The organism is Cupriavidus sp. FW305-46 (assembly GCF_058787075.1).
This window is the reverse complement of record NZ_JBYSZI010000017.1, coordinates 1-21,342: the sequence shown is the minus strand read 5'-3', so window position 1 is coordinate 21,342 and position 21,342 is coordinate 1. Positions and strand designations below refer to the sequence as shown.

23 protein-coding genes are annotated in these 21,342 nt (G+C 67.2%); 4 read left to right on the top strand and 19 right to left on the bottom strand.

All coding sequences use genetic code 11. The features are described from left to right. Window positions 1-33: 33 nt before the first annotated feature. On the top strand, window positions 34-963 hold the full coding sequence (locus AC3WON_RS10760) for a LysR family transcriptional regulator (protein WP_492351777.1): 930 nt from the start codon (window positions 34-36) through the stop codon (window positions 961-963). 320 nt (window positions 964-1,283) lie between these two features. On the opposite strand, the gene AC3WON_RS10755 is transcribed toward AC3WON_RS10760, so the two are convergent. From AC3WON_RS10755 to AC3WON_RS10685, 15 genes are all read right to left on the bottom strand, one after another. Continuing rightward, window positions 1,284-1,466, bottom strand: coding sequence for a hypothetical protein (locus AC3WON_RS10755; protein ID WP_492321054.1), 183 nt, complete (start codon window positions 1,464-1,466; stop codon window positions 1,284-1,286). 30 nt (window positions 1,467-1,496) lie between these two features. After that, window positions 1,497-1,805: a YciI family protein gene (locus tag AC3WON_RS10750; protein ID WP_492321006.1), complete on the bottom strand. Its 309-nt coding sequence runs from the start codon at window positions 1,803-1,805 to the stop codon at window positions 1,497-1,499. Between the two features lie 23 nt (window positions 1,806-1,828). Continuing rightward, complete coding sequence (locus AC3WON_RS10745) at window positions 1,829-2,269, bottom strand: nuclear transport factor 2 family protein (protein WP_492321005.1); 441 nt, start codon at window positions 2,267-2,269, stop codon at window positions 1,829-1,831. Next, on the bottom strand, window positions 2,262-2,981 hold the full coding sequence (locus AC3WON_RS10740; protein WP_492321004.1) for an ABC transporter ATP-binding protein: 720 nt from the start codon (window positions 2,979-2,981) through the stop codon (window positions 2,262-2,264). Before AC3WON_RS10740 ends, AC3WON_RS10745 begins: the two co-directional genes overlap by 8 nt. Before the next feature lie 2 nt (window positions 2,982-2,983). Further along, entirely contained in the window at window positions 2,984-3,790 is an 807-nt protein-coding gene (locus AC3WON_RS10735) for an ABC transporter ATP-binding protein (RefSeq protein ID WP_492321003.1), read from the bottom strand. Then, window positions 3,787-4,734 (bottom strand): branched-chain amino acid ABC transporter permease, encoded by a 948-nt coding sequence (locus AC3WON_RS10730; RefSeq protein ID WP_492351776.1) that lies wholly within the window; start codon window positions 4,732-4,734, stop codon window positions 3,787-3,789. The genes AC3WON_RS10735 and AC3WON_RS10730 overlap by 4 nt, the downstream gene beginning before the upstream one ends. A 2-nt stretch (window positions 4,735-4,736) precedes the next feature. After that, window positions 4,737-5,624 carry a branched-chain amino acid ABC transporter permease gene (locus AC3WON_RS10725; protein WP_492321001.1) on the bottom strand — a complete coding sequence of 296 codons (888 nt, stop codon included), beginning with the start codon at window positions 5,622-5,624 and terminating at the stop codon, window positions 4,737-4,739. A 29-nt stretch (window positions 5,625-5,653) separates the two neighbouring features. Next, window positions 5,654-6,808, bottom strand: coding sequence for an ABC transporter substrate-binding protein (locus AC3WON_RS10720; protein WP_492321000.1), 1,155 nt, complete (start codon window positions 6,806-6,808; stop codon window positions 5,654-5,656). A gap of 37 nt (window positions 6,809-6,845) precedes the next feature. After that, window positions 6,846-7,763: an NAD(P)-dependent oxidoreductase gene (locus AC3WON_RS10715; RefSeq protein ID WP_492351775.1), complete on the bottom strand. Its 918-nt coding sequence runs from the start codon at window positions 7,761-7,763 to the stop codon at window positions 6,846-6,848. A 10-nt stretch (window positions 7,764-7,773) separates the two neighbouring features. Then, complete coding sequence (locus AC3WON_RS10710; protein ID WP_492320998.1) at window positions 7,774-8,766, bottom strand: Bug family tripartite tricarboxylate transporter substrate binding protein; 993 nt, start codon at window positions 8,764-8,766, stop codon at window positions 7,774-7,776. A gap of 67 nt (window positions 8,767-8,833) precedes the next feature. Continuing rightward, window positions 8,834-9,472 carry a 3-isopropylmalate dehydratase small subunit gene (gene leuD, locus AC3WON_RS10705; protein WP_011614948.1) on the bottom strand — a complete coding sequence of 213 codons (639 nt, stop codon included), beginning with the start codon at window positions 9,470-9,472 and terminating at the stop codon, window positions 8,834-8,836. 21 nt (window positions 9,473-9,493) lie between these two features. After that, window positions 9,494-10,909 (bottom strand): 3-isopropylmalate dehydratase large subunit, encoded by a 1,416-nt coding sequence (gene leuC, locus AC3WON_RS10700; protein WP_492351774.1) that lies wholly within the window; start codon window positions 10,907-10,909, stop codon window positions 9,494-9,496. Window positions 10,910-10,946: 37 nt separating this feature from the next. Continuing rightward, window positions 10,947-11,891 (bottom strand): hydroxymethylglutaryl-CoA lyase, encoded by a 945-nt coding sequence (locus AC3WON_RS10695; protein ID WP_492320995.1) that lies wholly within the window; start codon window positions 11,889-11,891, stop codon window positions 10,947-10,949. 38 nt (window positions 11,892-11,929) lie between these two features. Next, entirely contained in the window at window positions 11,930-13,141 is a 1,212-nt protein-coding gene (locus tag AC3WON_RS10690) for a CaiB/BaiF CoA transferase family protein (protein WP_492320994.1), read from the bottom strand. Between the two features lie 121 nt (window positions 13,142-13,262). Next, on the bottom strand, window positions 13,263-14,150 hold the full coding sequence (locus AC3WON_RS10685) for a LysR family transcriptional regulator (RefSeq protein WP_010808952.1): 888 nt from the start codon (window positions 14,148-14,150) through the stop codon (window positions 13,263-13,265). 83 nt (window positions 14,151-14,233) lie between these two features. Here AC3WON_RS10685 and AC3WON_RS10680 point away from each other — a divergent pair, with 83 nt between their 5' ends. Further along, window positions 14,234-15,088: an IclR family transcriptional regulator domain-containing protein gene (locus AC3WON_RS10680; protein ID WP_492320992.1), complete on the top strand. Its 855-nt coding sequence runs from the start codon at window positions 14,234-14,236 to the stop codon at window positions 15,086-15,088. An 18-nt stretch (window positions 15,089-15,106) separates the two neighbouring features. Here AC3WON_RS10680 and AC3WON_RS10675 read toward each other — a convergent pair whose 3' ends face one another. From AC3WON_RS10675 to AC3WON_RS10660, 4 genes are all read right to left on the bottom strand, one after another. Continuing rightward, a complete protein-coding gene (locus tag AC3WON_RS10675; protein ID WP_492351773.1) occupies window positions 15,107-15,946 on the bottom strand; it encodes a dioxygenase family protein in 840 nt (279 codons plus the stop codon). A gap of 22 nt (window positions 15,947-15,968) precedes the next feature. Beyond that, window positions 15,969-17,621 carry a class I adenylate-forming enzyme family protein gene (locus AC3WON_RS10670; protein ID WP_492320990.1) on the bottom strand — a complete coding sequence of 551 codons (1,653 nt, stop codon included), beginning with the start codon at window positions 17,619-17,621 and terminating at the stop codon, window positions 15,969-15,971. Next, a complete protein-coding gene (locus tag AC3WON_RS10665; protein WP_058696897.1) occupies window positions 17,618-18,406 on the bottom strand; it encodes a citryl-CoA lyase in 789 nt (262 codons plus the stop codon). Before AC3WON_RS10665 ends, AC3WON_RS10670 begins: the two co-directional genes overlap by 4 nt. A 140-nt stretch (window positions 18,407-18,546) precedes the next feature. Beyond that, entirely contained in the window at window positions 18,547-18,840 is a 294-nt protein-coding gene (locus AC3WON_RS10660; protein WP_492351772.1) for a hypothetical protein, read from the bottom strand. 256 nt (window positions 18,841-19,096) lie between these two features. Here AC3WON_RS10660 and AC3WON_RS10655 point away from each other — a divergent pair, with 256 nt between their 5' ends. After that, a complete protein-coding gene (locus AC3WON_RS10655; RefSeq protein WP_492351771.1) occupies window positions 19,097-19,747 on the top strand; it encodes a TetR/AcrR family transcriptional regulator in 651 nt (216 codons plus the stop codon). Window positions 19,748-20,213: 466 nt separating this feature from the next. After that, window positions 20,214-21,278 carry an integrase gene (locus AC3WON_RS10650; protein WP_492351770.1) on the top strand — a complete coding sequence of 355 codons (1,065 nt, stop codon included), beginning with the start codon at window positions 20,214-20,216 and terminating at the stop codon, window positions 21,276-21,278. The last annotated feature ends 64 nt before the right edge of the window (window positions 21,279-21,342 follow it).

Here is a 21,342-nt window from a genome sequence, read left to right as displayed (position 1 = left end):
AACAACTTCGATACAGCCACCTCGTCAATTCTCATGGATATCAAGCAACTCCGTGCATTGCTGGCCGTCGCAGAGACCGGCAGCACGACCAAGGCGGCGGAACGCCTGCACATCGTCCAGCCCGCCGTCTCCCGCCACATCCGGCTTCTCGAGGAGGAGCTGGGCGTCGAACTGTTCGAGCGCGAACGGCACGGCATGCTGCTGACCGATGCCGGCAAGACCCTCGCGGAGTACGGCCGGCGTGCGCTGCGCGAACTGGATCGCGCCAGGGCTGAGATCCAGCCCGCCGCGGGCCTGGTCTCAGGCACGGCGGACATTGGCCTCCTTCCCAGTTGCGGCGAACTCCTGGCGCCGGAGCTGGTTGCCACGCTAAGGGACCGGCATCCGCAGCTGGGCGTCCGCCTGACGGTAGGCTATGCCGGGCATTTGCGGCAGTGGCTCGAGTCGGGCGAGGTGGATGCCGCGCTGATGTATGACGACAAGTCGGTCACGGGCCTGCAGGTGCAGGCCCTGCTCGACGAGCAGCTGTACCTGGTGGGGCGGCCAGGCACGCTGCCACAGGCCGGGCCGCTTTCCGTCATGGACCTGGAGGGACTGGCGCTGGTGCTGCCGAATCCGCCGCATGGCCTTCGCAATGTGGTGGAGCATGCTTATGCCGTTTCCGGTATTGACCTCGTTATTGCCGCCGAAACCAATTCGCTCAGCGTGCAGAAGTCGCTGGTAGCGAAAGGCTTCGCCCATACCATCCTGCCAAGTTCCGCCATCTCCGACGACCTGGCGCGTGGCACCCTGGCCGCCGCGCCCATTGCCTCGCCGGCCCTGTCTCGCCGCATCCTTCTTGCGCGGCTTGCCACACGCACCCAATCCACCGCCGCCTCCTGTGCGACCGCCGCGCTCGTGTCGCTGATGAAGCGCCTGGTGCAGGACGGCATCTGGCGCGGTGCGACATGGATCGGCGCGTAAAAAAAATCGCCATGGCATCGCGGCTGCTCACGGGGTGCCAGCGGATCGCGAACGGATTGGCCGGCGGCGCCTCCGTAATGATCCAGACACTCCTGGCCTGCCTGGCAAGAGGTTCGGACCTGGATTTGTCATCGAAAAATGCAAGGCATTCGCTTCGGTGGATCAGTGGTCATGATGTTAGAACTGATACTCATCGAAGGTGAAATTCAACTTGCTGATCTGAAGGATCAGTTAACGTGATACCGGGCGCCGCGACGCAATCCGGTATGTCAGGGACGATTTGGCAAGAAGGCCGGATCGCCGCACCAGGACAGCGCGGTTCAGCGCTTGGATGTCGTCGTCGGACCAGCCGCGGCCAATGCCTTCAGCTCGCGGGTGTTGAAGAAGTGCTCGCGCACACAGGCGCCGTCCCTCGACGTCGAGGTCTGGTGGTCGGCGTCGATGCATTCCATCGTCCGCCGCGCCAGGATGCCGGCCTTGTCGCCATTCACCGCATGATCCATGCCCCGCATCACGCCAGGCGCGCCCGGGCATCAAGCCGGATCCAGGACGTCCGACCTCGGCTGGAACCGGTGGATATGAATCGTCTGCCAGACGCCGGCCTGATAGAACGGATCGGACCGGTTAAAGGCGATCACGTCCTCCTTGCTCCTTGCCCGGACCAGGAACAAGCTACCGATCATGTGCTCACCCCCGTCGGACATCAGCGGGCCGCGCAGCACGCATTCGACAGGCGCCGCGGCCAGGTAGGCACGGTGCGCGTCATGGCTTGCCAGCCGGCGCGGCAGCGCGTCGGCATGGTCCAGGCAATGGATGATGAAGTACGTGTCGTCCGGGTCCATCGGTGCTGCTCCGCATGCTGCCATCAGGAGACTCCTGGCACGGGCGGCGCGCTCGCGGCCGGCATCGGCGTCGAGGCCCAGGCCAGCATCTGCCATGCGCCCTGATGGCGCCTCCACACGCTGAGAAAGCGGTTGTCGAGCGTGCGCTCCGCCCCGTCCACCACGGCCCTGAGCAGGGCCTTGCCCTGCATCACGGCCAGGTCGCCGTAGATCGCCTGCCCCACCTCCGCCAGGCTCGCATGCAGGTAGCGCACCCGCCCGCTGCGGATCGAGCCAAGGTACTCCGCCTTGCTCTCGCGCAATGCCGAGGAGTGCGTATAGGAAAGCTCGTCAGCCAGCAGGGCATCGAGCGCAGCCAGGTCGCCGGACAGCATGGCGCGATACCGCGCCTGATCGGCTTGCGTGAGTGCGGCAAGGTCCGCGGGTTCGCCCAATGCCATCGTCGTGGTCTCCAGGTCAGCCATGAAGGTAAGCCTTCACCAGGGTCTTGTCGTTCAGCAGCGCCTGCCATTCGCCGCGCCGGACTTCATGGATCACGCGCCCCACTGACAGCACGTAGGCGCGATCCGTCATGTCCGCGGCGATCGCCACGCTTTGTTCGACCAGCAAGATGCTCAGCCCACGCGCGCGCAGCTGGTTCAGCACCGCCAGAATCTCCTTGACGATGCGGGGCGCCAGGCCGGTGGTGAGTTCATCCATGATCAGGAGGTCGGGCTGGAGCAACAGTGCGCGCGCGATCGCCACCATCTGCTGCTGCCCGCCGGACAGCAGCCCGACCGCGCTGTCGGCACGTTCGCGCAGCAGCGCAAACAGATCGCATACATCGTCATAGGTGTAGCGCAGCGCGCCGCCGCGGGCGCGCTTGCCGGCATGCTCGGCCAGGCGCAGGTTGTCGCGCACCGACAGCTCGGCGAACAGGTTGCGGTTTTCCAGCACTACGCCGATGCCATGCCTGAAGCGGCGATGCCCGGGGACATGGCCGATCTCCGCCCCGTCCTTGACGATGCTGCCGGCCATCGGCCGGATCAGGCCGGCCAGCGTGCGCACCAGCGCGGTCTTGCCGGCGCCGTTGGCGCCCACCACCGCCACCGCCTCGCCCGGCGCGACCGTCATGTCGACATCGTGCAGCACCGGCACCGCGCCGTAACCGGCGCGCAGGCCTTTCACGTTCAGCATGGTCAGACTCCCAGATAGGCTTCACGCACGCGCGGATCGGCCTGCACCTCGTGCAGCGCCCCGCTGGCGATGATTTCACCGTAATAGAGGACATGGGCCGTGCCGCAGATCGTCATCAGCCCCATGTCGTGCGAGACCAGCAGGATGGTCATGCCCTCCTGGTGCAGGCGCACGATCCATGCGCGCAGCAGTTCGATCTCTTCGCTGTTCAGCCCCGACGACGGCTCGTCCAGCAACAGCAGTCCCGGATTGCCGATACAGGCACGCGCCAGTTCGACGATGCGCCGCTGGCCGGCCGGGAGGGTGCCGGCCCGGAGCTGCAGCAAGCGCTCCAGCCCGAATTTCCCGGCACATGCCAGCGCCGCATCGTGCATGGCCGCCAGCTCGCGGCGCGACGCCGGCGTGCGCAGCATCGCCTGCAGCACGCCCGCGTGGGTGGCCTTGTGGCAGCCTGCCATCAGGTTCTCGAGCACGGTCATGTGCTCGAACACCTGCGGCGTCTGGAAGGTGCGCACCAGGCCGGCGCGGCTGCGCTGCTGGACGGTGTCGGCGGTGATGTCCCGCCCCGCCAGCGACACCTTGCCCCCCTTCGGGCGCAGGAAGCCGGAGACGATATTGAAGCAGGTGGTCTTGCCGCTGCCGTTCGGGCCGATCAGGCCGACGATATGGCCGGCCGGCACGTCGAAGCTGACATTGCGCAGCACCTCCAGCCCGCCGAAGCTGTGCGCGACCGCGTCGAGGCGCAGCAATGCCTGCGCCGGGCGCACGGCTTGTGGCGCCGTGCCAAAAGCAGGAACGGGATGGTTCATCTTGCCTCCTTCAGTCCAAGCATGCGCTGCAGCGCACCAGCGATGCCGCCCATCATCCCGCCGGGCATCAGCGTGACCACCAGCACCAGCACCGTGCCGAACAGCACCTGGTGGAAATCCCCCAGCCCGCTCAGCAGTTCCGGTACGAGCGAGACGAACAGCGCGCCAAGGATCACGCCATAGGTCGAGCGGCCCCCCGCCACCACCGGCACCAGCAGGAACACGATGGAACGCTCCGCCGTAAAGCTCTGCACGCTGACGAACGACACGTAGTGGGCAAACAAGGTTCCGGCCAGCGAGCCCAGCATGGCCGACAGCACGAACATCGAGGTCTTCAGCCGGTGCATGTCCACGCCCAGCACCTGCGCCGCCGGCGCGGCATCGCGCATCGCCCGCATGGCCAGGCCCGGGCGGCCCTTGACCAGGTTGTCGACCAGCCACAGCAGCACCGCGAGCAGCGGCCAGACGAAGTAGTAGTAGCGCTCCGGGGTGTCCAGCACATAGCCGAACCAGGACAGCTTGGGAATGCCGCCGATTCCCAGCGTGCCGCCGGTCAGCCAGTCCCACTCGAAGAACAGCACGTTGGCGATGCTTCCCACCGCCAGCGTCGCCAGCGCCAGGAAGAAGCCGCCCAGGCGCAGCACCGGCACGCCGATGGCCGCAGCCAGCGCGGCGCTGATGACCAGTCCGGCAGCCGCACCGGCCAACGCCGGCCAGCCCAGCGCCGTGGTGCAGTACGCCGAGGCGTATGCGCCGATGCCGTAGAACGAGGCCTGCGCCAGATTGACGATGCCGCACTGCCCCAGCAGCAGGCCCACGCCAAGGCCGCCCACGGCCAGGATGGCGGCGAAGTTGAGCAGATCGACGTGATGCCGCGACAGCAGCTGCCCGGCCGCCACCCACAGCAACACGCCAGCCAGGATGAACGCGCGTGACGGGTTCATGGTTATCCTCCCTTGCGCCCGGCCCGGCCCAGCACGCCGTTGGGCAGCAGAATCATGATGACGATCAGGATCGACAGCGCGATCACGTCGCGATAGCCAGACGGGAAACCCACCACCGCCAGCGATTCGGCCAGGCCGAGCAGCAGGCCGCCCGCCACGGCCCCGAGCGGATTGCCCAGGCCGCCGAGAATGGCCGCGGCGAAGCCCTTCAGCGTGAGGCCGATGCCCATCTGGTAGTTCATCGACAGCAGCGGCGTGACCAGCACGCCGGCGATCGCGCCGAACCCGCCGCCGAGCAGGAACGTGTACGTGCGCATGCGGCGCACGTTGATGCCGGTGGTGGTGGCGCCATCCGGATCGAGCGAGGCAGCGGTCATGGCCAGGCCCGCCAGGGTCCTGGTGTAGAACAGGCGCAGCGCACCGACCAGCAGCACCGCAATGCCGGTCAGCGCCAGCGCATGCACGGGCGTGGTGGCGCCGAACAGCTCCACCACCCCCTCCCCGCCAATCGCCGGCAGCAGGTGCGAATCCCGGCCGCCGAAGTAGAGCGCCGCGGCCGACAGCGCAAAGGCCAGGCCAATGGTCAGCAGCAGGAAGCTCTCTTCGCCGGCGCCGCGGCGCAGCATCGGCCGCACGAACAGCACGTCGATGGCCAGGCCGCTGGCGGCACCGGCGGCAATGCCGCCGGCAATCGCCAACGCATATGGCAGGCCCAGCGCCTTCAGCGCGAACACCGCCACCAGCGCGCCGATCACCGCGAACTCGCCCTGCATCGCATTGACGATGCGCGTGCCCTTGAAGATGATGGCCATGCCCACGCCGATCAGCGCGTAGACAAAGCCATTGGTGATCCCGGACAGGATCGCCTGGAATACGAGGGTGGTGGACATACCAGCTCCTTTCCCGCGACCGTCGCAGGCTATGGTTTGGCCTTGTAGGGCAGCCGCTCGAACTGGCCCTTCTGCAGCTTCGAGTACGTGAAGCCGGCCAGCGTCATGCCGCCCATATCGGGCGCGGCGAAGTCGTAGCCGCTGGTGACGCCCTGGTAAGGCCGGCGCAACGCGCTGCACAGCTTGTCGCCCGGCGCATCGGCACCGGCCGCCTTCAGGCCCGCGGCCAGGGCCATGACCGCATCCCAGCCCACCGCCGAGAAATGCTTGGGCAGCTTGCCGTACTCCTTGCGGAAGGTCTCGACAAATTCCTTCTGCCCGGGCAGCGGGTCTTCGGACACGATGAACTCGGGATGGATGATGTTGTCCGCGGCCTCGCCCATGGCCTTGACGGTCTCGTAGGTAGCCGTGCCATGCACGGAGATGATGGGAACGCCGACCTTCAGCTGGCGCACGTTGCGGAACGGCGCGGGCGAGGTCGAGATGACGATGATCGCATCCGGCGTGGCCGCCTTGATCTTGGCCGCCTGGGTGGTGACATCGGTGGCGGCGATCTCGAACTTCTCCACCTGTATGAAGCTGACGCCGTACTCGCGGTCCAGCGTCTTCAGGCTGGTCCATACCACCTGCCCGTAGCCCGAGTCATGCAGCACGCCGACGCGCTTCAAGCCGTTGTCGCGCGCATAGGCCAGCACGGCACGCGCGTTGAGCTCCTGCGACGGCGTCAGGTGGAACACACAGTGGCGTTCACGCTCCACCGCGGGCCCCAGTCCCGAGAACGAGAACAGGGGCACCTTCTGCGCCTGTGTGATGCCGCCGATTGCAACCGTCTGTGCAATGCCCGATGGCCCGACGATGGCGCGAACCTTGTGCGTATGGAGCAGCGCGTTCGCCTTGGCGACGGCGGAATCCGGGCTGGAGCCGTCGTCTTCGACAATCATTTCCAGCGGCCGCCCGCCAATGCCCCCACGGGCATTGACGACCTTCTGCGCCAGCAGCGCGCCTTCGCGCTCGGCCTGGCCCACGGCGGCAAGGCCGCCGGTGATCGAGAACAGGCCGCCGATGCGGACCGGTTCGGCGCCGGGCTTGCCCTGGGCCAGCACCGGCGGCATCGCCAGGGCCAGGGCAAGCCCGGCGGCGACGAACAGGGCGCGTGGCGCCCGGGTGATCGGGTTGTGTTTCATGTCTCCATCCTTCTTTATAGCTATCGGGTTGGCCCGATTACACTGCGCCGGGCTCGCCTGCCCACTCGAGCACATCGGCCAGCGCGGCGATGTCGAGATGGTCCTGCCGGCGCTGCTGCATCAGCGCCAGGTATTGCCGCACCAGCGACGACATCGGCAGCGCGACCGCGTTGTCGCGGGCCACCGCCAATGCCAGGTCGAGGTCCTTCACCACCAGCGAGATCGGGCCGACGGCGGCGTAGTCGCGCTGCTTGAGCTGCTCTGCCTTGGTGCGGTAGTGGGCGCTGCCGACGATGCTGTCGTTGATCGCATCGACCATCAGCGCGCGGTCCAGCCCGGCGCGCGCGCCGAATGCCAGCCCTTCGCCGATCACCGCGGTGCTCATGAACACCATCATGTTGATCATCAGCTTGATGACGCGGGCCTCGTCCGCGCCGCCCACGTAGGACTGGCGCGCGGTCAGGCACGCCAGAATGGGCTGCACCGCGTCGAAGGCCGGCCGCGGCCCGGACACGAAGCAGCTCAGCTGCGCGCTGGCCGCCAGCGATACCGTGCCCGACACCGGCGCGCGCAGAAAAGCGGCGCCGCGCTGCACGAGCGCGGCGGCCACCTCGGCCGAGGCGTCGGGCGAGACCGTGCTCATGTCGACAAAGACCTTGTCCGCCGTTGCGGCCCCGGCAACGCCGCCAGGGGCCAGGAACAGGTCGCGCAGCCCGCCATCGTCGAAGATCGTCGAGAACACCACATCGGATTCCGCCACCAGTGCCTGCGCGGACGGCGCCACCGCGGCCCCGGCAGCGGCCACCGCCTCGCACTGCGCCGGCACACGGTCGAAGACCTTGAGCAGGTAGCCGGCTTTCAGCAGGTTCAGGCACATCGGCCGGCCCATGGCGCCAACGCCGATCCATCCAAGCCGCGGTGATTGCACCGTGTGTGCGTTGCTTGTGTTGGTCATGGCCCGCCCCCTACTCGACCCTGACGCCGGACAGCTCGACCAGCTTGCGGGTCTGGCGGGTCTGCGTCTCGATGTACTGCGAGAACTGCGCCGGGCTCAGCTTCATCGGCACCATCCCCTGCGCGGCGAAGTGCTTCTCGACGAAGTCCTTGTCGTCCAGGATCTCGCGGATGGTGGCATTCAGCTTGTCGACCACTGCGCGCGGCACCTTGGCCGGGGCCAGCACGCCGTAGACGGCCGAGATATCCATGTCCTTGTAGCCGGCTTCGGCAAAGGTCGGCACCTGCGGCAGCGCGCGCGTGCGCTTGTCGCCGCTGACGGCGAGCACCTTGAGCTTCTTTGCCGCAACAAAGCTCTGGATCGTCGGCAGCGCCGGGAAGGTCATCAGGATCTGGCCGCCGACGACGTCTGCCACCGCCGGCGCCGAGCCCTTGTACGGCACGTGGACCAGGTCGGTGCCGGCCAGCTTGTTGAACAGCGCGCCCATCAGGTGCGGCTGGCTGCCGCTGCCGAACGAGCCGTAGCTGAGGGCTTGCGGGCGGCCCTTGGCATACGCGGCCAGGTCCTTGACGCTGTCCACCGGCAGGCTGCCCGAGACGGCCATGACCAGCGGCACGTAGCCGATCGTTGCCACCGGGGCAAAGTCGCGCGCGACGTTGTACGACACCGACGGCAGCACCACCGGGTTGAGCACGAAGGTGGCATCGTTGGTGAGCAGCAGCGTGTAGCCGTCGGGCTGCGCCTTGGCCACCGCGTCGGCGCCGATCACGGTATTGGCACCGCTCTTGTTTTCCACCACCACCGGCTGGCCCAGCTTCTCAGACATGCGCTGCGCCAGTTGCCTGGCGATGATGTCGGTGGTTCCGCCCGGTGCGTAAGGCACCACCATGCGGATCGGCTGCGTGGGATAGGTCTGCGCCAGTGCGGCGCCCGTGCCTGCCAGGCAGGCCAGGCCGAAGGCTGCGGCACGCAGCGCGTGAATCGTATGAAATTGCCAGGACATAAGGTCTCCATCCATTGTCTGTGTCGACGGTGCCGGCTCGGACGGCCGGCTGCCGTCAGGGGATCATTCAGTCAAAGAGCCAGGGCTCCAATTGCCGCCGCGCCTGTTCGTAATCCCGGATCTGCCCGGCATGGCGCAGCGCCAGCGCGATATCGTCCAGGCCGTTCAGCAGGCAGTGCTGCTTGAACGGATCCAGCGTGAAGGCAATGGCCTCACCCGACGGCGTCACCACCTGCAGCGCGGCGAGGTCCACCTGCAGCCGGTAGCCCGGCGTGGCCGCGGTCTCGGCGAACAGGCGCTCGACCACGTCCGGCGCCGCGACGATCGGCAGCAGGCCGTTCTTCAGGCAGTTGTTGTAGAAGATGTCAGCAAAGCTGGGCGCGATCAGCGCGCGCAGGCCGAAGTCCTCCAGCGCCCACGGCGCATGTTCGCGCGATGAGCCGCAACCGAAGTTCTCGCGCGCCAGCAGGATCGAGGCGCCGCGGTAGCGCGGCTGGTTCAGCACGAAATCCGGGTTGAGGGGCCGGCTGCTGCAGTCCTGTCCGGGCTCGCCGTGGTCGAGGTAGCGCCAGTCGTCGAACAGGTAGGGGCCGAAGCCGCTGCGCCGGATCGACTTCAGGAACTGCTTGGGCAGGATGGCGTCGGTATCGACATTGGCTCGGTCCAGCGGCGCCACCAGGCCGTCCAGCGTGGTAAAGGCTCTCATTGCTCGGTTTCCTCCGGTGGTCTACAGCGAACGCACATCGATGAAGTGGCCCGCCACCGCGGCCGCGGCCGCCATCTGCGGGCTGACCAGGTGGGTGCGCCCGCCCGGCCCCTGCCTGCCTTCGAAGTTGCGGTTAGAAGTGGAAGCGCAGCGCTCGCCGGCCGCCAGGCGGTCATCGTTCATGCCCAGGCACATCGAACAGCCCGGTTCGCGCCATTCGAAGCCGGCGGCGATGAACACCTGGTCCAGCCCCTCGGCCTCGGCCTGCGACTTGACCAGCCCGGAGCCCGGCACCACCAGCGCCTGCCTGATGCGCGGCGAGACATGGCGCCCGCGCAGCACCGCCGCCGCGGCGCGCAGGTCTTCCAGGCGCGCATTGGTGCATGAGCCGATGAATACCTTGTCCAGCGCGACCGCCTCGATCGGCGTATTCGGCAGCAGGCCCATGTAGTCCAGCGCCTGCTCGATGCTCTTGCGCCGCACCGGGTCGCGCTCGTCGCGCGGATCGGGAATGCGCTCGCCGACGGCCACCACCATTTCCGGCGAGGTGCCCCAGGTCACATGCGGGCGGATCGCGGTGGCATCCAGCTCCACCACGGCATCGAAGGCGGCGCCCGGATCGCTGCGCAGCGTGCGCCAGTAGCCGGTGGCGGCGTCCCACATCGCACCGGCCGGTGCCTGCGGGCGACCGTCCAGGTAGGCCAGCGTGGTTTCATCCACCGCCACCATGCCGGCGCGCGCGCCCGCTTCGATCGCCATGTTGCACACGGTCATGCGCGCCTCCATGCTGAGGCCGCGGATCGTGCTGCCGGCAAACTCGATCACGTGACCGGTGGCGCCGGCGGTGCCGATGCGGCCGACCAGCGCCAGCGCGATGTCCTTGGCGGACACGCCACGGGGCAGCTCGCCCTCCACCCGCACCAGCATCGACCTGGGCTTCTTCATCCACAGGCATTGCGCAGCCAGCACCTGCTCGACTTCAGAGGTGCCGATGCCGAAAGCGAATGCCGCGAACGCGCCGTGCGTGGACGTGTGCGAGTCGCCGCAGGCAATGCTCATGCCGGGCAAGGTGGCGCCGCGCTCCGGACCGACCACGTGCAGGATGCCCTGGCGCGGATCGTCCATGCCGAAGTTGACGATGCCGGTGTCTGCGCAGTTCTGGTCCAGGGCCTCGACCTGCGCGCGGCTGACGGGATCGGCAATGCCCAGCTTGCGCGCGGTGGTCGGCACGTTGTGGTCGGCCGTTGCCAGCACGGAAGCGGCGCGCCACACCTTGCGCGCGTTCAGGCGCAGGCCTTCGAAGGCCTGCGGGCTGGTCACCTCGTTGACCAGGTGGCGGTCGATATAGATCAGCGCGGGTCCGTCCGGCTCCTGGTGGATCACGTGGCTGGCCCAGAGCTTGTCGAGCAGGCTCGCCGGGCGGTCGGGTTCAGTCATGGGGGTCTCTCCTTGTATTTCTCGTGGCGGATGCGGGTTACCTTGCGCCCACCCACTCAGGCACCGGATGCAGCTCGGTGCTCTTGCCGGCCTTGACCACCTGCCCGGAAATATCGTGTCCGACCAGCGCCGGCAGCTCGCGCGCCGCGCCAAGCAGCCGGTCCAGGTCGACACCGGTGTCGATGCCGGAAGACTCCAGCATGTGCACCAGGTCTTCCGTGCAGATATTGCCGGTCGCGCCCGGCGCAAAGGGGCAGCCGCCCAGCCCGCCCAGCGACGCATCGAAACTGTCCACGCCCGCCGCCAGACCGGCCAGCACATTGGCCAGGCCCATGCCGCGCGTGTTGTGGAAATGCAGGGTCAGCGGCACGCCCGGGAACCAGCGCAGGAACGCCTCGACCAGCTTGCTCACCTGGCGCGGGTCGGCCATGCCGGTGGTATCGGCCAGCGTGATGCTGTCCATGCCCAGTTCCAGGTAGCGGCCCGCGGCCCACTTCACCCGTTCCGGCGCGATCTCGCCTTCGAACGGGCAGCCGAACGCGGTCGCCACGCAGCCGCTGACAGCCAGATCGGCCGACTGAGCCAGCTGCATCACGCCGCGGAACTGCTCAAGCGACTGTTCGCAGGTCATGCGCATATTGGCCAGGTTGTGCGTCTCGCTGGCCGACATCACCAGGTTGATCTCGTCGAGATCGCACTCCAGTGCGCGCTCGCAGCCGCGCGCATTGGGCACCAGCGCGGTGTAGACCACGCCCGGATGGCGGCGGATGCCTTTCGCGACCGCCTCGGCATCGCGCAGGTTCGGGATCGCCTTGGGCGAGACAAAGGAGGTGATCTCGATCCTGGCCAGGCCGGTTTCCGAGAGGCGGTCGATCAGCGCGATCTTCTGTTCGGTGGGGACGAATTCAGGCTCGATCTGGAAGCCGTCGCGCACGGACACTTCATTGATGCGCACGCGCCGGGGGGCATTAGGAAGCCACATGGTTCTTTCCTTTCTTTCCTTTTTGTAGGGGGCGGGCCTCAGACCACGCCGGCGGCGCGCAGCGCGCGCAACTCGTCGCCGGCAATGCCGATGCCCGCCAGGATCTCTTCGGTGTGCTGGCCCAGTTCGGGGCCGATCCACCTGGTGCGCCCAGGCGTTGCGCTGAGCTTGGGCACGATGCCGGACAGCTCCAGCGGCGAGCCATCGGGCAACTGGTGCGGCTCGATCATGTCGCGCGCGCGGTAGTGCGCGTCGCTGCTGATCTCCGCCGCGGTGTAGATCTTTCCGCAGGGCACGGCCGCGGCTTCCAGCGTTGCCAGCACCGTGTCGAGGTCATGCGCGGAAGTCCACGCGGTGATGGCGTCGTCGAGCATGGCGTTGTGCTGCACGCGCCCGTCGTTGTGCGCCAGGCGCGGGTCTTGGCCCAGGTCGTCGCGGCCGATGGCGGCCATGAAGCGCCGGAAGATGGCGTCGCCGTTGCCGGCGATGATCACGTACTGGCCGTCCTGGCACGGATAGGTATTCGACGGCGAGATGCCCGGCAGGCTGGCGCCCGAACGCTCGCGCACGTGGCCGAACTTGGCGTACTCCGGCACCAGGCTCTCCATCACGGCAAACACCGACTCATAGAGCGCCACGTCGACAAACTGCCCTTCGCCCTGGTTGGCGCGCAGGTGGTGCATGGCCAGCAAGGCGCCGATGACGCCATACAGCGACGCCAGGGTGTCGCCGATGCTCACGCCCGAGCGCACCGGCGGCCGGTCGGGATAGCCGCTGACATAGCGCAGCCCGCCCATCGATTCGGCAATCGCGGCAAAGCCGGGGCGGTCCTTGTAGGGACCGGTCTGGCCGTAGCCGGAGATGCGCACCATGACCAGCGCGGGGTTCACCTTGCGCAGGTCTTCCCAGCCCAGGCCCCATTTCTCGAGCGTGCCGGGGCGGAAGTTCTCGATCACGATATCGGCTTCGGTGACCAGCTTGCGCACGATCTCCTGGCCCTGCGCCGAACGCAGGTCCAGCGTCAGCGACTTCTTGTTGCGGCTCTGGCTATACCACCAGAGCGAGGTGCCTTCATACAGCTTGCGCCACTTGCGCAGCGGGTCGCCGTCCTTGGGCGATTCGATCTTCAGCACTTCGGCGCCGAACTGCGCGAGCAGTCCGCCCGCATACGGGCCTGCGATCAGCGAGCCGAGTTCGATCACGCGGACGCCCTGCAGCGGCATCGTTCCGTTGTTCGCTTCGTTAGCCATGGCGGTTTGCTGCTCCTGTGGATACGGTGGTCTGTGATGCAAGATTGGAAGAACCCGCGCGCACGGTAAAGCAACCATTGGCGAGCCCGCCATCGCAAAAAACGATGGCAGCGCTGGCGCGCTATTCGTCCTCGCGCAGCCGGTCCACCAGCAGCCGCGCCACCGCGGACAGGCCCTCATACGCACGCACGCCGATCACCAGCTGGCGCGCGGCCCACGCTTCATCGAGCGCGACGGTGCGGATGCCAAGGGTCTGCTGGTAAGGCCCGGCGCTGGACCTGGGCAGGATCCCCAGGCCCAGTCCCGCCTGCACCATCAGGCACAGCGCGTCGTAGCCGGGCACGTGGATGCGCGGCTTGAACACGCGGCCCGCCTCGCTGGCGGCCTTGGCCAGCTGCAGGTGGATCTGGCTGCCTGCGTGCAGGCTGACAAAGTCGTAGTCGAAGGCCTCGCGGATGGTCACCGAGTGCCGCCCGGCCAGCGGATGCGCGCCGGGCACCACCACGACCAGTTCGTCGCGCCGGTAGGGGAACGTCTCCAGTTCCGCACCCACCGCACCCGCGGTGAAGATGCCGATGTCCGCGGCATTCTCGGCCACCGCGCGCACGATGGCGGTGCTGACGCGCTCTTCCAGGTGCACGTCGATCAGCGGGTACTCGGCCAGGAACGACTTGAGCTGCGCCGGCAGGAACTGCGTGATGGCCGAGATATTGGCCATCACCCTCACCTGCCCGCGCAAGCCGCCGCCGTAGTCGCGCATGCGCACCAGGATGTCATCCAGGTTGTGCAGCACGCCGCGCGCCAGGTGCGCCAGCTCCATCCCGGCCATGGTCGGCTGCACGCCCTTGTTGCTGCGCATCAGCAAGGCCGTGCCCAGCCCCTGCTCCAGTTCGCTCACGCGCTTGCTGACCGCGGCCGCGGCGAGGTGCGCGTGCTCCGCCGCCGCGGCGATGGAGCCGGTTTCGGCCACGGCGACAAACAGGCGCAGCGAAGTGGGGTCGAGTCTCATGATGCGGTGTCTCCCGGATCCGGTGGCCTGCGGTGGCCCCGGTCCTTGTGTTGCAGGCGGTCTGTTGCAGCTAAAATGCGGTCATGACCTCCGCCGCCAAACCATCCGCCCCCGTCGACAACGACACTCCGCCGAAGCTCGAGGAAGGCCACCGCGACTACGTCGCGGCGCTGGCGCGGGGCCTGGCGGTGATCCAGGCCTTTACCGAGACCACGCCGGAACTGACGCTGAGCGAAGTGGCGCAGGCCACCGGCATGACGCCCGCGACCGCACGCCGCGCGCTGCTGACGCTGCAGGCGCTGGGCTATATCGGCGCCAACGGCCGCCGCTTCGTGCTGCTGCCCAAGGTGCTGTCGCTGGGCGCCGCCTTCCTCAGCTCGATGAACCTGCGCGACATCGTGCAGCCGTTCCTGCAGGAGGTGGCCGAGCGCTTCCGCGATTCGGTCTCGCTTGCCATCCTCGACGGCGACAGCGTGGTCTACCTGGCACATGTGCCCAGCCGCAGGCGCATCGCCTTCCGCGCTTCGGTGGGTTACCGGCTGCCGGTCCATTGCACCTCCCTTGGCCTGGCCTTGCTGGCGCACGCGCCCAAGGCCCAGCAGAACAAGATCCTCGACAAGGCGCCATTCCAGAAATTCACCCCGCTGACGCTCAGCGATGCCGACGCGCTGCGCGCGGCGCTGGCACGCGCGCTCGAGCAGGGCTATGCCATCCAGGACAGCCAGCTGGAGCTGGGCGTGCTGTCGATCGCCGTGCCGGTGCGCGACCCGCAACAGCGCGTGATCGCCGCCATCAACTGCTCCACCGAAACCGAGCGCACCAGCCCCGACGAACTGGTCGCCACCCGGCTGCCGGCGCTGCGCGAAGCCGCCGCGTCGATCGAGGCGGCGATCCGGCGCGCGCCGGCGCTGGCGCACTCCATTACCGCCGCCTCCTGAACCGCCTCGCGCGCCGGCTTACTGCGCCGCTTCAGGCTGCAGCACGATATCCAGGTTGACCAGCTGGTAGCCGTCGCGCTCCGGGTGCGGCAGCGCGTCGACGATGTGGTCGTCGATGGTCGAGAAGATGCAGTCGACCGGATTGGCCGGATCACCGGCGAAATACAGCTGCGACGTCAGCGTCCGGTAGCCCGGCTGCATCACCCGGTAGTGGATGTGCGGCGCGCGCTGCCGGTTGCGGCCCAGCCGCTTCATCAACACGCCCACTTCGGTATCCTCGCGCCCGATGATGTAGCCACCCGGCCGGATGGTGAACACCTGGAAGCTGCCATCCGCCTCGCAACGCAGCTTGCCGCGCAGGTTGTCTTCGGACTGCGAGTCGTCTTCGTTCTCATAGCGGCCGAACTGGTTGGGCTGCCATACGATCATCATCGCGCCCGGTACCGGCGTGCCGGTGGCGGCATCCAGCACGCGGCCGCGCACCTCTAGCCGCTGGCCAGGCTCGTCGTCGGTGGCGATATGGCACGGGTTGGAGCCTTCGGCGATCTCGTCCTTGGGGAACGGGCCGGTCACGTTCTGCGGCGTGGCGTGGTCATCGGTGCGTGCCAGGTCCAGCGCGCGCATGGTCAGCCCCATCATGTCGCACAGCATGATCAGCTCATCCTGCTGGGCCACCTTGCCCATCCAGGTGGCGATCCGGTAGAGCTGCTGGTCGGTCAGCTTGAGTTCGTCCAGCATGGCGTGGAAGTGCTTCAGCGCCACGCGGAACTGCGCCTGCAGGACCGGGTCCGCGCCGGGCGCATCGCAGCACATGGCATCGAAGGCGCGTTGCAGGGTGTAGTTGTCGGGGTTGTTCATCGTTGTCTCCGGTGATTCTGTGTCAGTGGCCGGCGGCGGCCATGTCGATGGCGCGGGCGAACAGGGTTCCATCCGCTTTCAGCTTGTGCTTGGCCGGCTTGTGCGTCGGGGTGTGCGGAATGGCATCCACGGCGACGACATAGCGCGGCAGCTTGTGCACGGCCAGCCGGTCCCGAGCCCAGGCGAGCAACTCGCCCGGCTCGACCGACTGCCCGGGACGGAACTGCACCGCCAGCAGGATCTCTTCTTCGCCCAGGTCCGCCGGCACGCCGATGGCCGCCGCTTCCTCGACTGCGGGGTGCTCGCCGAAGATCCGGTCGAGCTCGGCGCCGGACACGTTCTCACCCTTGCGGCGGATCACGTCCTTCTTGCGTGCGACGAAGACGTAGTAGCCATCACTGTCCTGGCGCACCAGGTCGCCGGTGGCAAACCAGCCGTCGCGGAACGCGGCCTCGGTCTGCGCGGCGTCGCGGTAGTAGCCCTGCATCAGCGTCGGGGTGCGGATCAGCAGTTCGCCCGCGGCGCCGGGTGCCACGTCGTGGCCGTCGTCGTCGACGATGCGCGCCTCGGGCACCGGCACGGCCGGGTCCGGGTGCGGCGAGATCAGGCCCATGGTGCCGAGCTTGTGCGGGCCGTTGAACGGATTGGCGATGACGCCGGGGATTTCCGTCATGCCGTAGCACTCGATCAGGCGCGGCACGTGGAATTCCTGCTTCATCACCCGCACCATCTCCTGGGTCTGCGGCGCAATGAACATCTTGGTGATGCGATGGCCCGGCACGAATTCCGCGCGCGGGCGCCGCGCCAGGATGCTGCCGGCAGCAGCCACCAGATTGACCTCGGTCGCGCCGCTCTCGGCCGCGAAGCGCCAGAACGACGACGCCGAGAAGCGGCGCATCAGCACCAGGCAGCCGCCGCAGGCCAGCGCCCCGCCCACCGAATACATCAATGCATTGATATGGAACAGCGGCATCACGCACATCACGCGCTCGTCCGGCTGCAAGTGCAGGCGGCCGACAAAGGCCTCGGCCGTCAGCACGTAGCCGCGATGGCTGTGCATGGCGCCCTTGGGAAAGCCGGTGGTGCCTGAGGTGTAGATGATCAGGGCGGTGCTGCGGTCGCTGTCGACGCCCGGCGCAGCGTTGGCCGGCTGCACCGCATGCGCCGCGATCGACGCGGCCAGCGTCGGCACGCCGTGATCGCCATCCTCGTTGGCGCGCAGCCAGACGTCACCGCCCAGGTCCGCGGCCACGGCCGCGCCGGTTGCGAGCGTGCCGGGCGCGCAGACCAGGCCGCAGACCTGCGCGTGCCGGAATACGTACAGCGCCTCGTCGAGCCGGTATTCGGGATTGGCCGGCACCATGGTCGCGCCGATACGGGCCAGCGCGAACATCAGCACCACGGTGGACGGATGGTTGGTCGAGAGCACGCCGACACGGTCGCCGGGGCGGACTTGCATCGCCTGCGCCAGCCAGTCCGCGGTGAGGGCGATCCGTTGGTCGAGCTGGCGATAGCTCCAGGTCTCGCCCTCGAACACAAGCGCCGGCTTGGCCGGGTGCGCCGCCACGCGGGCGGCAAGGAAACCAGTGAGTGTGGCATCGTGGGCGCGGTACTGCCTGAGCACATCGAGCGGCGCCACCAGCGCGTCGCCGGCAGGGAGTGCGGGCGGCTTCATGATGCTTGCGCCGGCGCGGCGCTGTAAGTGATGGCGTGTTCGGCGGCGTCGGCCAGGATAAAGCCGATGGGTTGCGCACGCTCTTCCTGCAGGTGGGCGATCAGGCTCGCCACGCGGGCCAGCATCGGCACACCCTTGAGCGCGCTGGCGGGATAGCCGGCATCGAGCAGCACCGCGGGGATCGCGCCCGACACATTGAGCGGCAAGGCCTTGCTGTAGTGCTCGGGAACCGCCGCGGCCACCGCCTCGAGCGCGGCGACGTGGTCGCCCGCGATGCCGAGTTCACGCGCGAACGCCAGCAGGCGGTGCGCACGCGGATCGCCCTGCTTGTGCGTGGGGTGGCCAAAGCCCGGCAGCGGCTGCCGTGCCTGCCGCAAGGCCCGCACCACCGCGTGCGCGCTGTCTGCCAGCGTGCCGGCGTCGCGGCCGGCCAGCACTTGCGCCAGCATCTGCCCGGCGGTTTCCGAGGCCCCCAGGATGACCGAGCCGCAGCCCAGCACGCCCGCGGCCACCGCGCCCTGCAGGGCGTCGGGGGCGGCGGCGAGCGTCATGCGCGCGGCCTGCACCGACGGCACCAGTCCGTGTTCGGCAATGGCGACCAGGCAGGCATCGGTGATGGCCACCAGCTTTTCGTCCGGCTGGCGGCCGGTAAGCAGGAACAGAAAGTAGGCCGTAAAGCCGATCTTGCCGATCAGTTCCTGGCTGAGATCCTTGCCATGCACCGACACCCCGTGGAGATCCACATGGGCAATGGCGGTGTGGCCGGTGCGTTTGGCATCCGTCACGTTGTCTCCTATTTTTGCGCTACGCGCAATCTAATGCGATATACGAATTATTTTAGGGCGTGCCACGATGCATTGCAAGGTCGGGAATACCTGCACCGGGAGCCAGCCGGCACTGCGCCAGACGCAGCGCCGGCACATCATCAGGCACGGTCCGACGGATCGGTCTCCCCGATCCGGGCGAGCGCGCCATCGGTGAAGGGATCGACTTCGCGTACCGCGCCGTCCAGATACGGATCGACCTTGCGCGCTGCGACCTTGCGGAACTGCTCGTCCACCAGCCGGCCCGGCTGCGAACGCTGCGCCGACGCGGCCGAGGGGATCGAGCCATGTGCCGCACGCGCACCATCGGCATAGACATCGGGCGACCGCACCGCGGCCTGGGCCGCCGAAGCCATCACCAGCACGACTGCTGCGCCAAACATTGCCGTTTTCATCACTTGCTCCTGTTAAGCATCGAAGAGAAGAGCGCCGGTTCTGGCCGGGGTCTGGGTTCCAGTCCTTCAGTGCGTCGCTCATGGTGAGCAAATATAGTTAAAACCGTACCGTACGGTATTTTACAATTCGAAATGAGTCGTTCTGATTTTTTGAAGCCATGAGCCTGTCACATTGGGAAACGCAGCAGCCTGCCGGCTTTTGGTAGACTGCGCAGAGTCTCCCCCGGCATGGGGCGCGACGCCACGCCTGCACCAGATGAGCTCTCCAGAAAGCGCTTCCCCCCCTGTGGTCCACCACCCGCCCGTGCGCATCACGCGCCGCGGCGAAGAGAAACGCGCGCTGATCCTCAGCACCGCCGCGGACATGTTCCTGGAACATGGCTATGACGGCGTCAGCCTGGATGACATCGTCAAGGCGTGCGGCGGCTCCAAGACCAACGTGTACAGCTATTTCGGCGGCAAGGATGGACTCTTCGTCGCGGTGGTGGAGCGGCTATGCGACCGCTTCCTGGAGAAGACAGAGAAAGGACTGGACCTGTCGCGCTGCAACGCCGCGCAGGGCCTGCACAGGATTGCCCACAGCTTCCTGCATTCGCTGCTGGAAGAACGGCACCTGGCGTTCCTGCGGCTGATCTTTGCGGAGTCGCGGCGCTTTCCGGCGCTGGGCAATGCCTGGTACACGCGCGGCCCGGAGGCAACGTGCGCCTATATCGCGGCCTTCCTGTCCGCGCAGCAGGCCAACGGCATCCGTCTTGCGGCAAGTCCCGAGGCCAGCGCCCGGCTCTTCCACGGCATGGTGCTGGCCAGCGTGCTGCACCGGACGCTGGCCACCGGCATGCGGCCGGACGAAAGCGAGACCGGTGCGCTGGTCAACAACGCCATCGCGGTGATCGTGCCGAAGGACTGAAATCGCAGCGCGGATCGCTCATCGCGCCGGGATGTCCGAGATGCCTTGAATGCGCCATCCTCTGACACAAGGCATCTGATGGGCCAGAAAAACAAAAACCCCGGAAGACCGCGATCTTCCGGGGTTTCGCCGCCATGACTGGCGGAGACGGAGGGATTCGAACCCTCGATCCAGGTTTTGGCCCAGATGCTCCCTTAGCAGGGGAGTGCCTTCGACCTGTATGCCTTGCTGCGCAAGGCTTTGCGGCTCGTTGCACTCGCCGCTCCCTCGACCACGTCTCTTGTCAACTCTTACACCACGCAGTCCGCGTGGAAGGTTTTAGTGTAGCACTTCCCCTGATTCCCGAGGCCATGTAGCGCGAGCATAATTCGCCGACCCGCCTCCAATGGCGTGGCCTCACAACCTGCACCGAGGAACGGGGCGGAAAGCACCAAGTACCGTGCATCCACTTGCAAGGATGACGTACATGGGCACCATCATCGAGCGCCGCTCAAAGCGCGGTATCGCCACATTTCAAGCAAAGATTCGCTTCACCGGCCTGCGCATTGTCTCGCGCACTTTCCTCGACCGCGAGGAAGCGGAGGCTTGGCTCCGCGCCACCGAGCCAGAGCTGAAAGCCCGTTCGCTAGAGACAGCGAGGGAGCAGGCCCACGCGAGGCTGGTGAAGGAGTTCAAGGAGAGGCCGCGCATAGTGACTGATCTGCTACACCGGAACCTACGCGAGGAGACAGTCCGAAAGAAGGGAGCAGAAGCCGAGGCCCATCACACACGCAGCATCCTCAAGTACCCGCTTGCCCGCATCCATCTTGAGAATCTGAACCGGCGGGACATCAAGGAATGGGTGGAACAACGGCTTCAGGACGTTGCACCCAGCACAGTCAATCGAGAACTGAACATCCTCAACGCGGCGTTCAAGCTGGCGGCCAATGAGTGGGATGTAGCGTTCTGCAAGAGCGTTCTCATCACGGTACGTCGCCCACGGAATCCCCCAGGGCGCGTGCGTAGACTCTCATCCGAGGAGGAGAGTGCCCTGCGCCATGCGGGTGAGGAGACACGGAACCCATACGCTATCCCAATTTTGGACTTGGCTCTGGAGACGGCGATGCGGCGAGGCGAGATTCTTGGGCTGGAGTGGGAACGCGTCAGCTTCGAGCATCGGTCGATCCAGCTTATCGAGACGAAGAATGGCACTCCGCGTGGCGTCCCCTTGTCGAGGCGGGCGATGGAAGTACTGCTCACCCTGCGGCGCGTCGCGGCCTACGAACTCGGCCACGAAGGTGAACTCGATTCCGGCCCCGTCTTCCCCGGCCTTACGATCAACGCGTTCAAGCTAGCGTTCACACGCATGGTGAAGCGTGCCGGGTTGGAGAACTTCCGATTCCATGACCTGCGCCACGAGGCCACTTCCCGCCTGTTCGAGAAGGGACTGTCGCAAATGGAAGTGGCGACTATCACGGGCCACAAGGACCCGCGAATGCTGGCCCGGTACACGCATCTGCAAGTCAGCGACTTGGCGCGCAAGTTGGGCTGATTCGCTTATGCGGCGCGGGCCAGCGTGACCTTACAAAGGGGGTAGTTACCGCACCCCCAAAACG

Coding starts and splice junctions, on each gene's coding strand:
- AC3WON_RS10760 (WP_492351777.1), top strand. CDS start 34: ATGGATATCAAGCAACTCCGTGCATTGCTGGCCGTCGCAGAGACCGGC.
- AC3WON_RS10755 (WP_492321054.1), bottom strand. CDS start 1,466: ATGGATCATGCGGTGAATGGCGACAAGGCCGGCATCCTGGCGCGGCGG.
- AC3WON_RS10750 (WP_492321006.1), bottom strand. CDS start 1,805: ATGGACCCGGACGACACGTACTTCATCATCCATTGCCTGGACCATGCC.
- AC3WON_RS10745 (WP_492321005.1), bottom strand. CDS start 2,269: ATGGCTGACCTGGAGACCACGACGATGGCATTGGGCGAACCCGCGGAC.
- AC3WON_RS10740 (WP_492321004.1), bottom strand. CDS start 2,981: ATGCTGAACGTGAAAGGCCTGCGCGCCGGTTACGGCGCGGTGCCGGTG.
- AC3WON_RS10735 (WP_492321003.1), bottom strand. CDS start 3,790: ATGAACCATCCCGTTCCTGCTTTTGGCACGGCGCCACAAGCCGTGCGC.
- AC3WON_RS10730 (WP_492351776.1), bottom strand. CDS start 4,734: ATGAACCCGTCACGCGCGTTCATCCTGGCTGGCGTGTTGCTGTGGGTG.
- AC3WON_RS10725 (WP_492321001.1), bottom strand. CDS start 5,624: ATGTCCACCACCCTCGTATTCCAGGCGATCCTGTCCGGGATCACCAAT.
- AC3WON_RS10720 (WP_492321000.1), bottom strand. CDS start 6,808: ATGAAACACAACCCGATCACCCGGGCGCCACGCGCCCTGTTCGTCGCC.
- AC3WON_RS10715 (WP_492351775.1), bottom strand. CDS start 7,763: ATGACCAACACAAGCAACGCACACACGGTGCAATCACCGCGGCTTGGA.
- AC3WON_RS10710 (WP_492320998.1), bottom strand. CDS start 8,766: ATGTCCTGGCAATTTCATACGATTCACGCGCTGCGTGCCGCAGCCTTC.
- leuD (WP_011614948.1), bottom strand. CDS start 9,472: ATGAGAGCCTTTACCACGCTGGACGGCCTGGTGGCGCCGCTGGACCGA.
- leuC (WP_492351774.1), bottom strand. CDS start 10,909: ATGACTGAACCCGACCGCCCGGCGAGCCTGCTCGACAAGCTCTGGGCC.
- AC3WON_RS10695 (WP_492320995.1), bottom strand. CDS start 11,891: ATGTGGCTTCCTAATGCCCCCCGGCGCGTGCGCATCAATGAAGTGTCC.
- AC3WON_RS10690 (WP_492320994.1), bottom strand. CDS start 13,141: ATGGCTAACGAAGCGAACAACGGAACGATGCCGCTGCAGGGCGTCCGC.
- AC3WON_RS10685 (WP_010808952.1), bottom strand. CDS start 14,150: ATGAGACTCGACCCCACTTCGCTGCGCCTGTTTGTCGCCGTGGCCGAA.
- AC3WON_RS10680 (WP_492320992.1), top strand. CDS start 14,234: ATGACCTCCGCCGCCAAACCATCCGCCCCCGTCGACAACGACACTCCG.
- AC3WON_RS10675 (WP_492351773.1), bottom strand. CDS start 15,946: ATGAACAACCCCGACAACTACACCCTGCAACGCGCCTTCGATGCCATG.
- AC3WON_RS10670 (WP_492320990.1), bottom strand. CDS start 17,621: ATGAAGCCGCCCGCACTCCCTGCCGGCGACGCGCTGGTGGCGCCGCTC.
- AC3WON_RS10660 (WP_492351772.1), bottom strand. CDS start 18,840: ATGAAAACGGCAATGTTTGGCGCAGCAGTCGTGCTGGTGATGGCTTCG.
- AC3WON_RS10655 (WP_492351771.1), top strand. CDS start 19,097: ATGAGCTCTCCAGAAAGCGCTTCCCCCCCTGTGGTCCACCACCCGCCC.
- AC3WON_RS10650 (WP_492351770.1), top strand. CDS start 20,214: ATGGGCACCATCATCGAGCGCCGCTCAAAGCGCGGTATCGCCACATTT.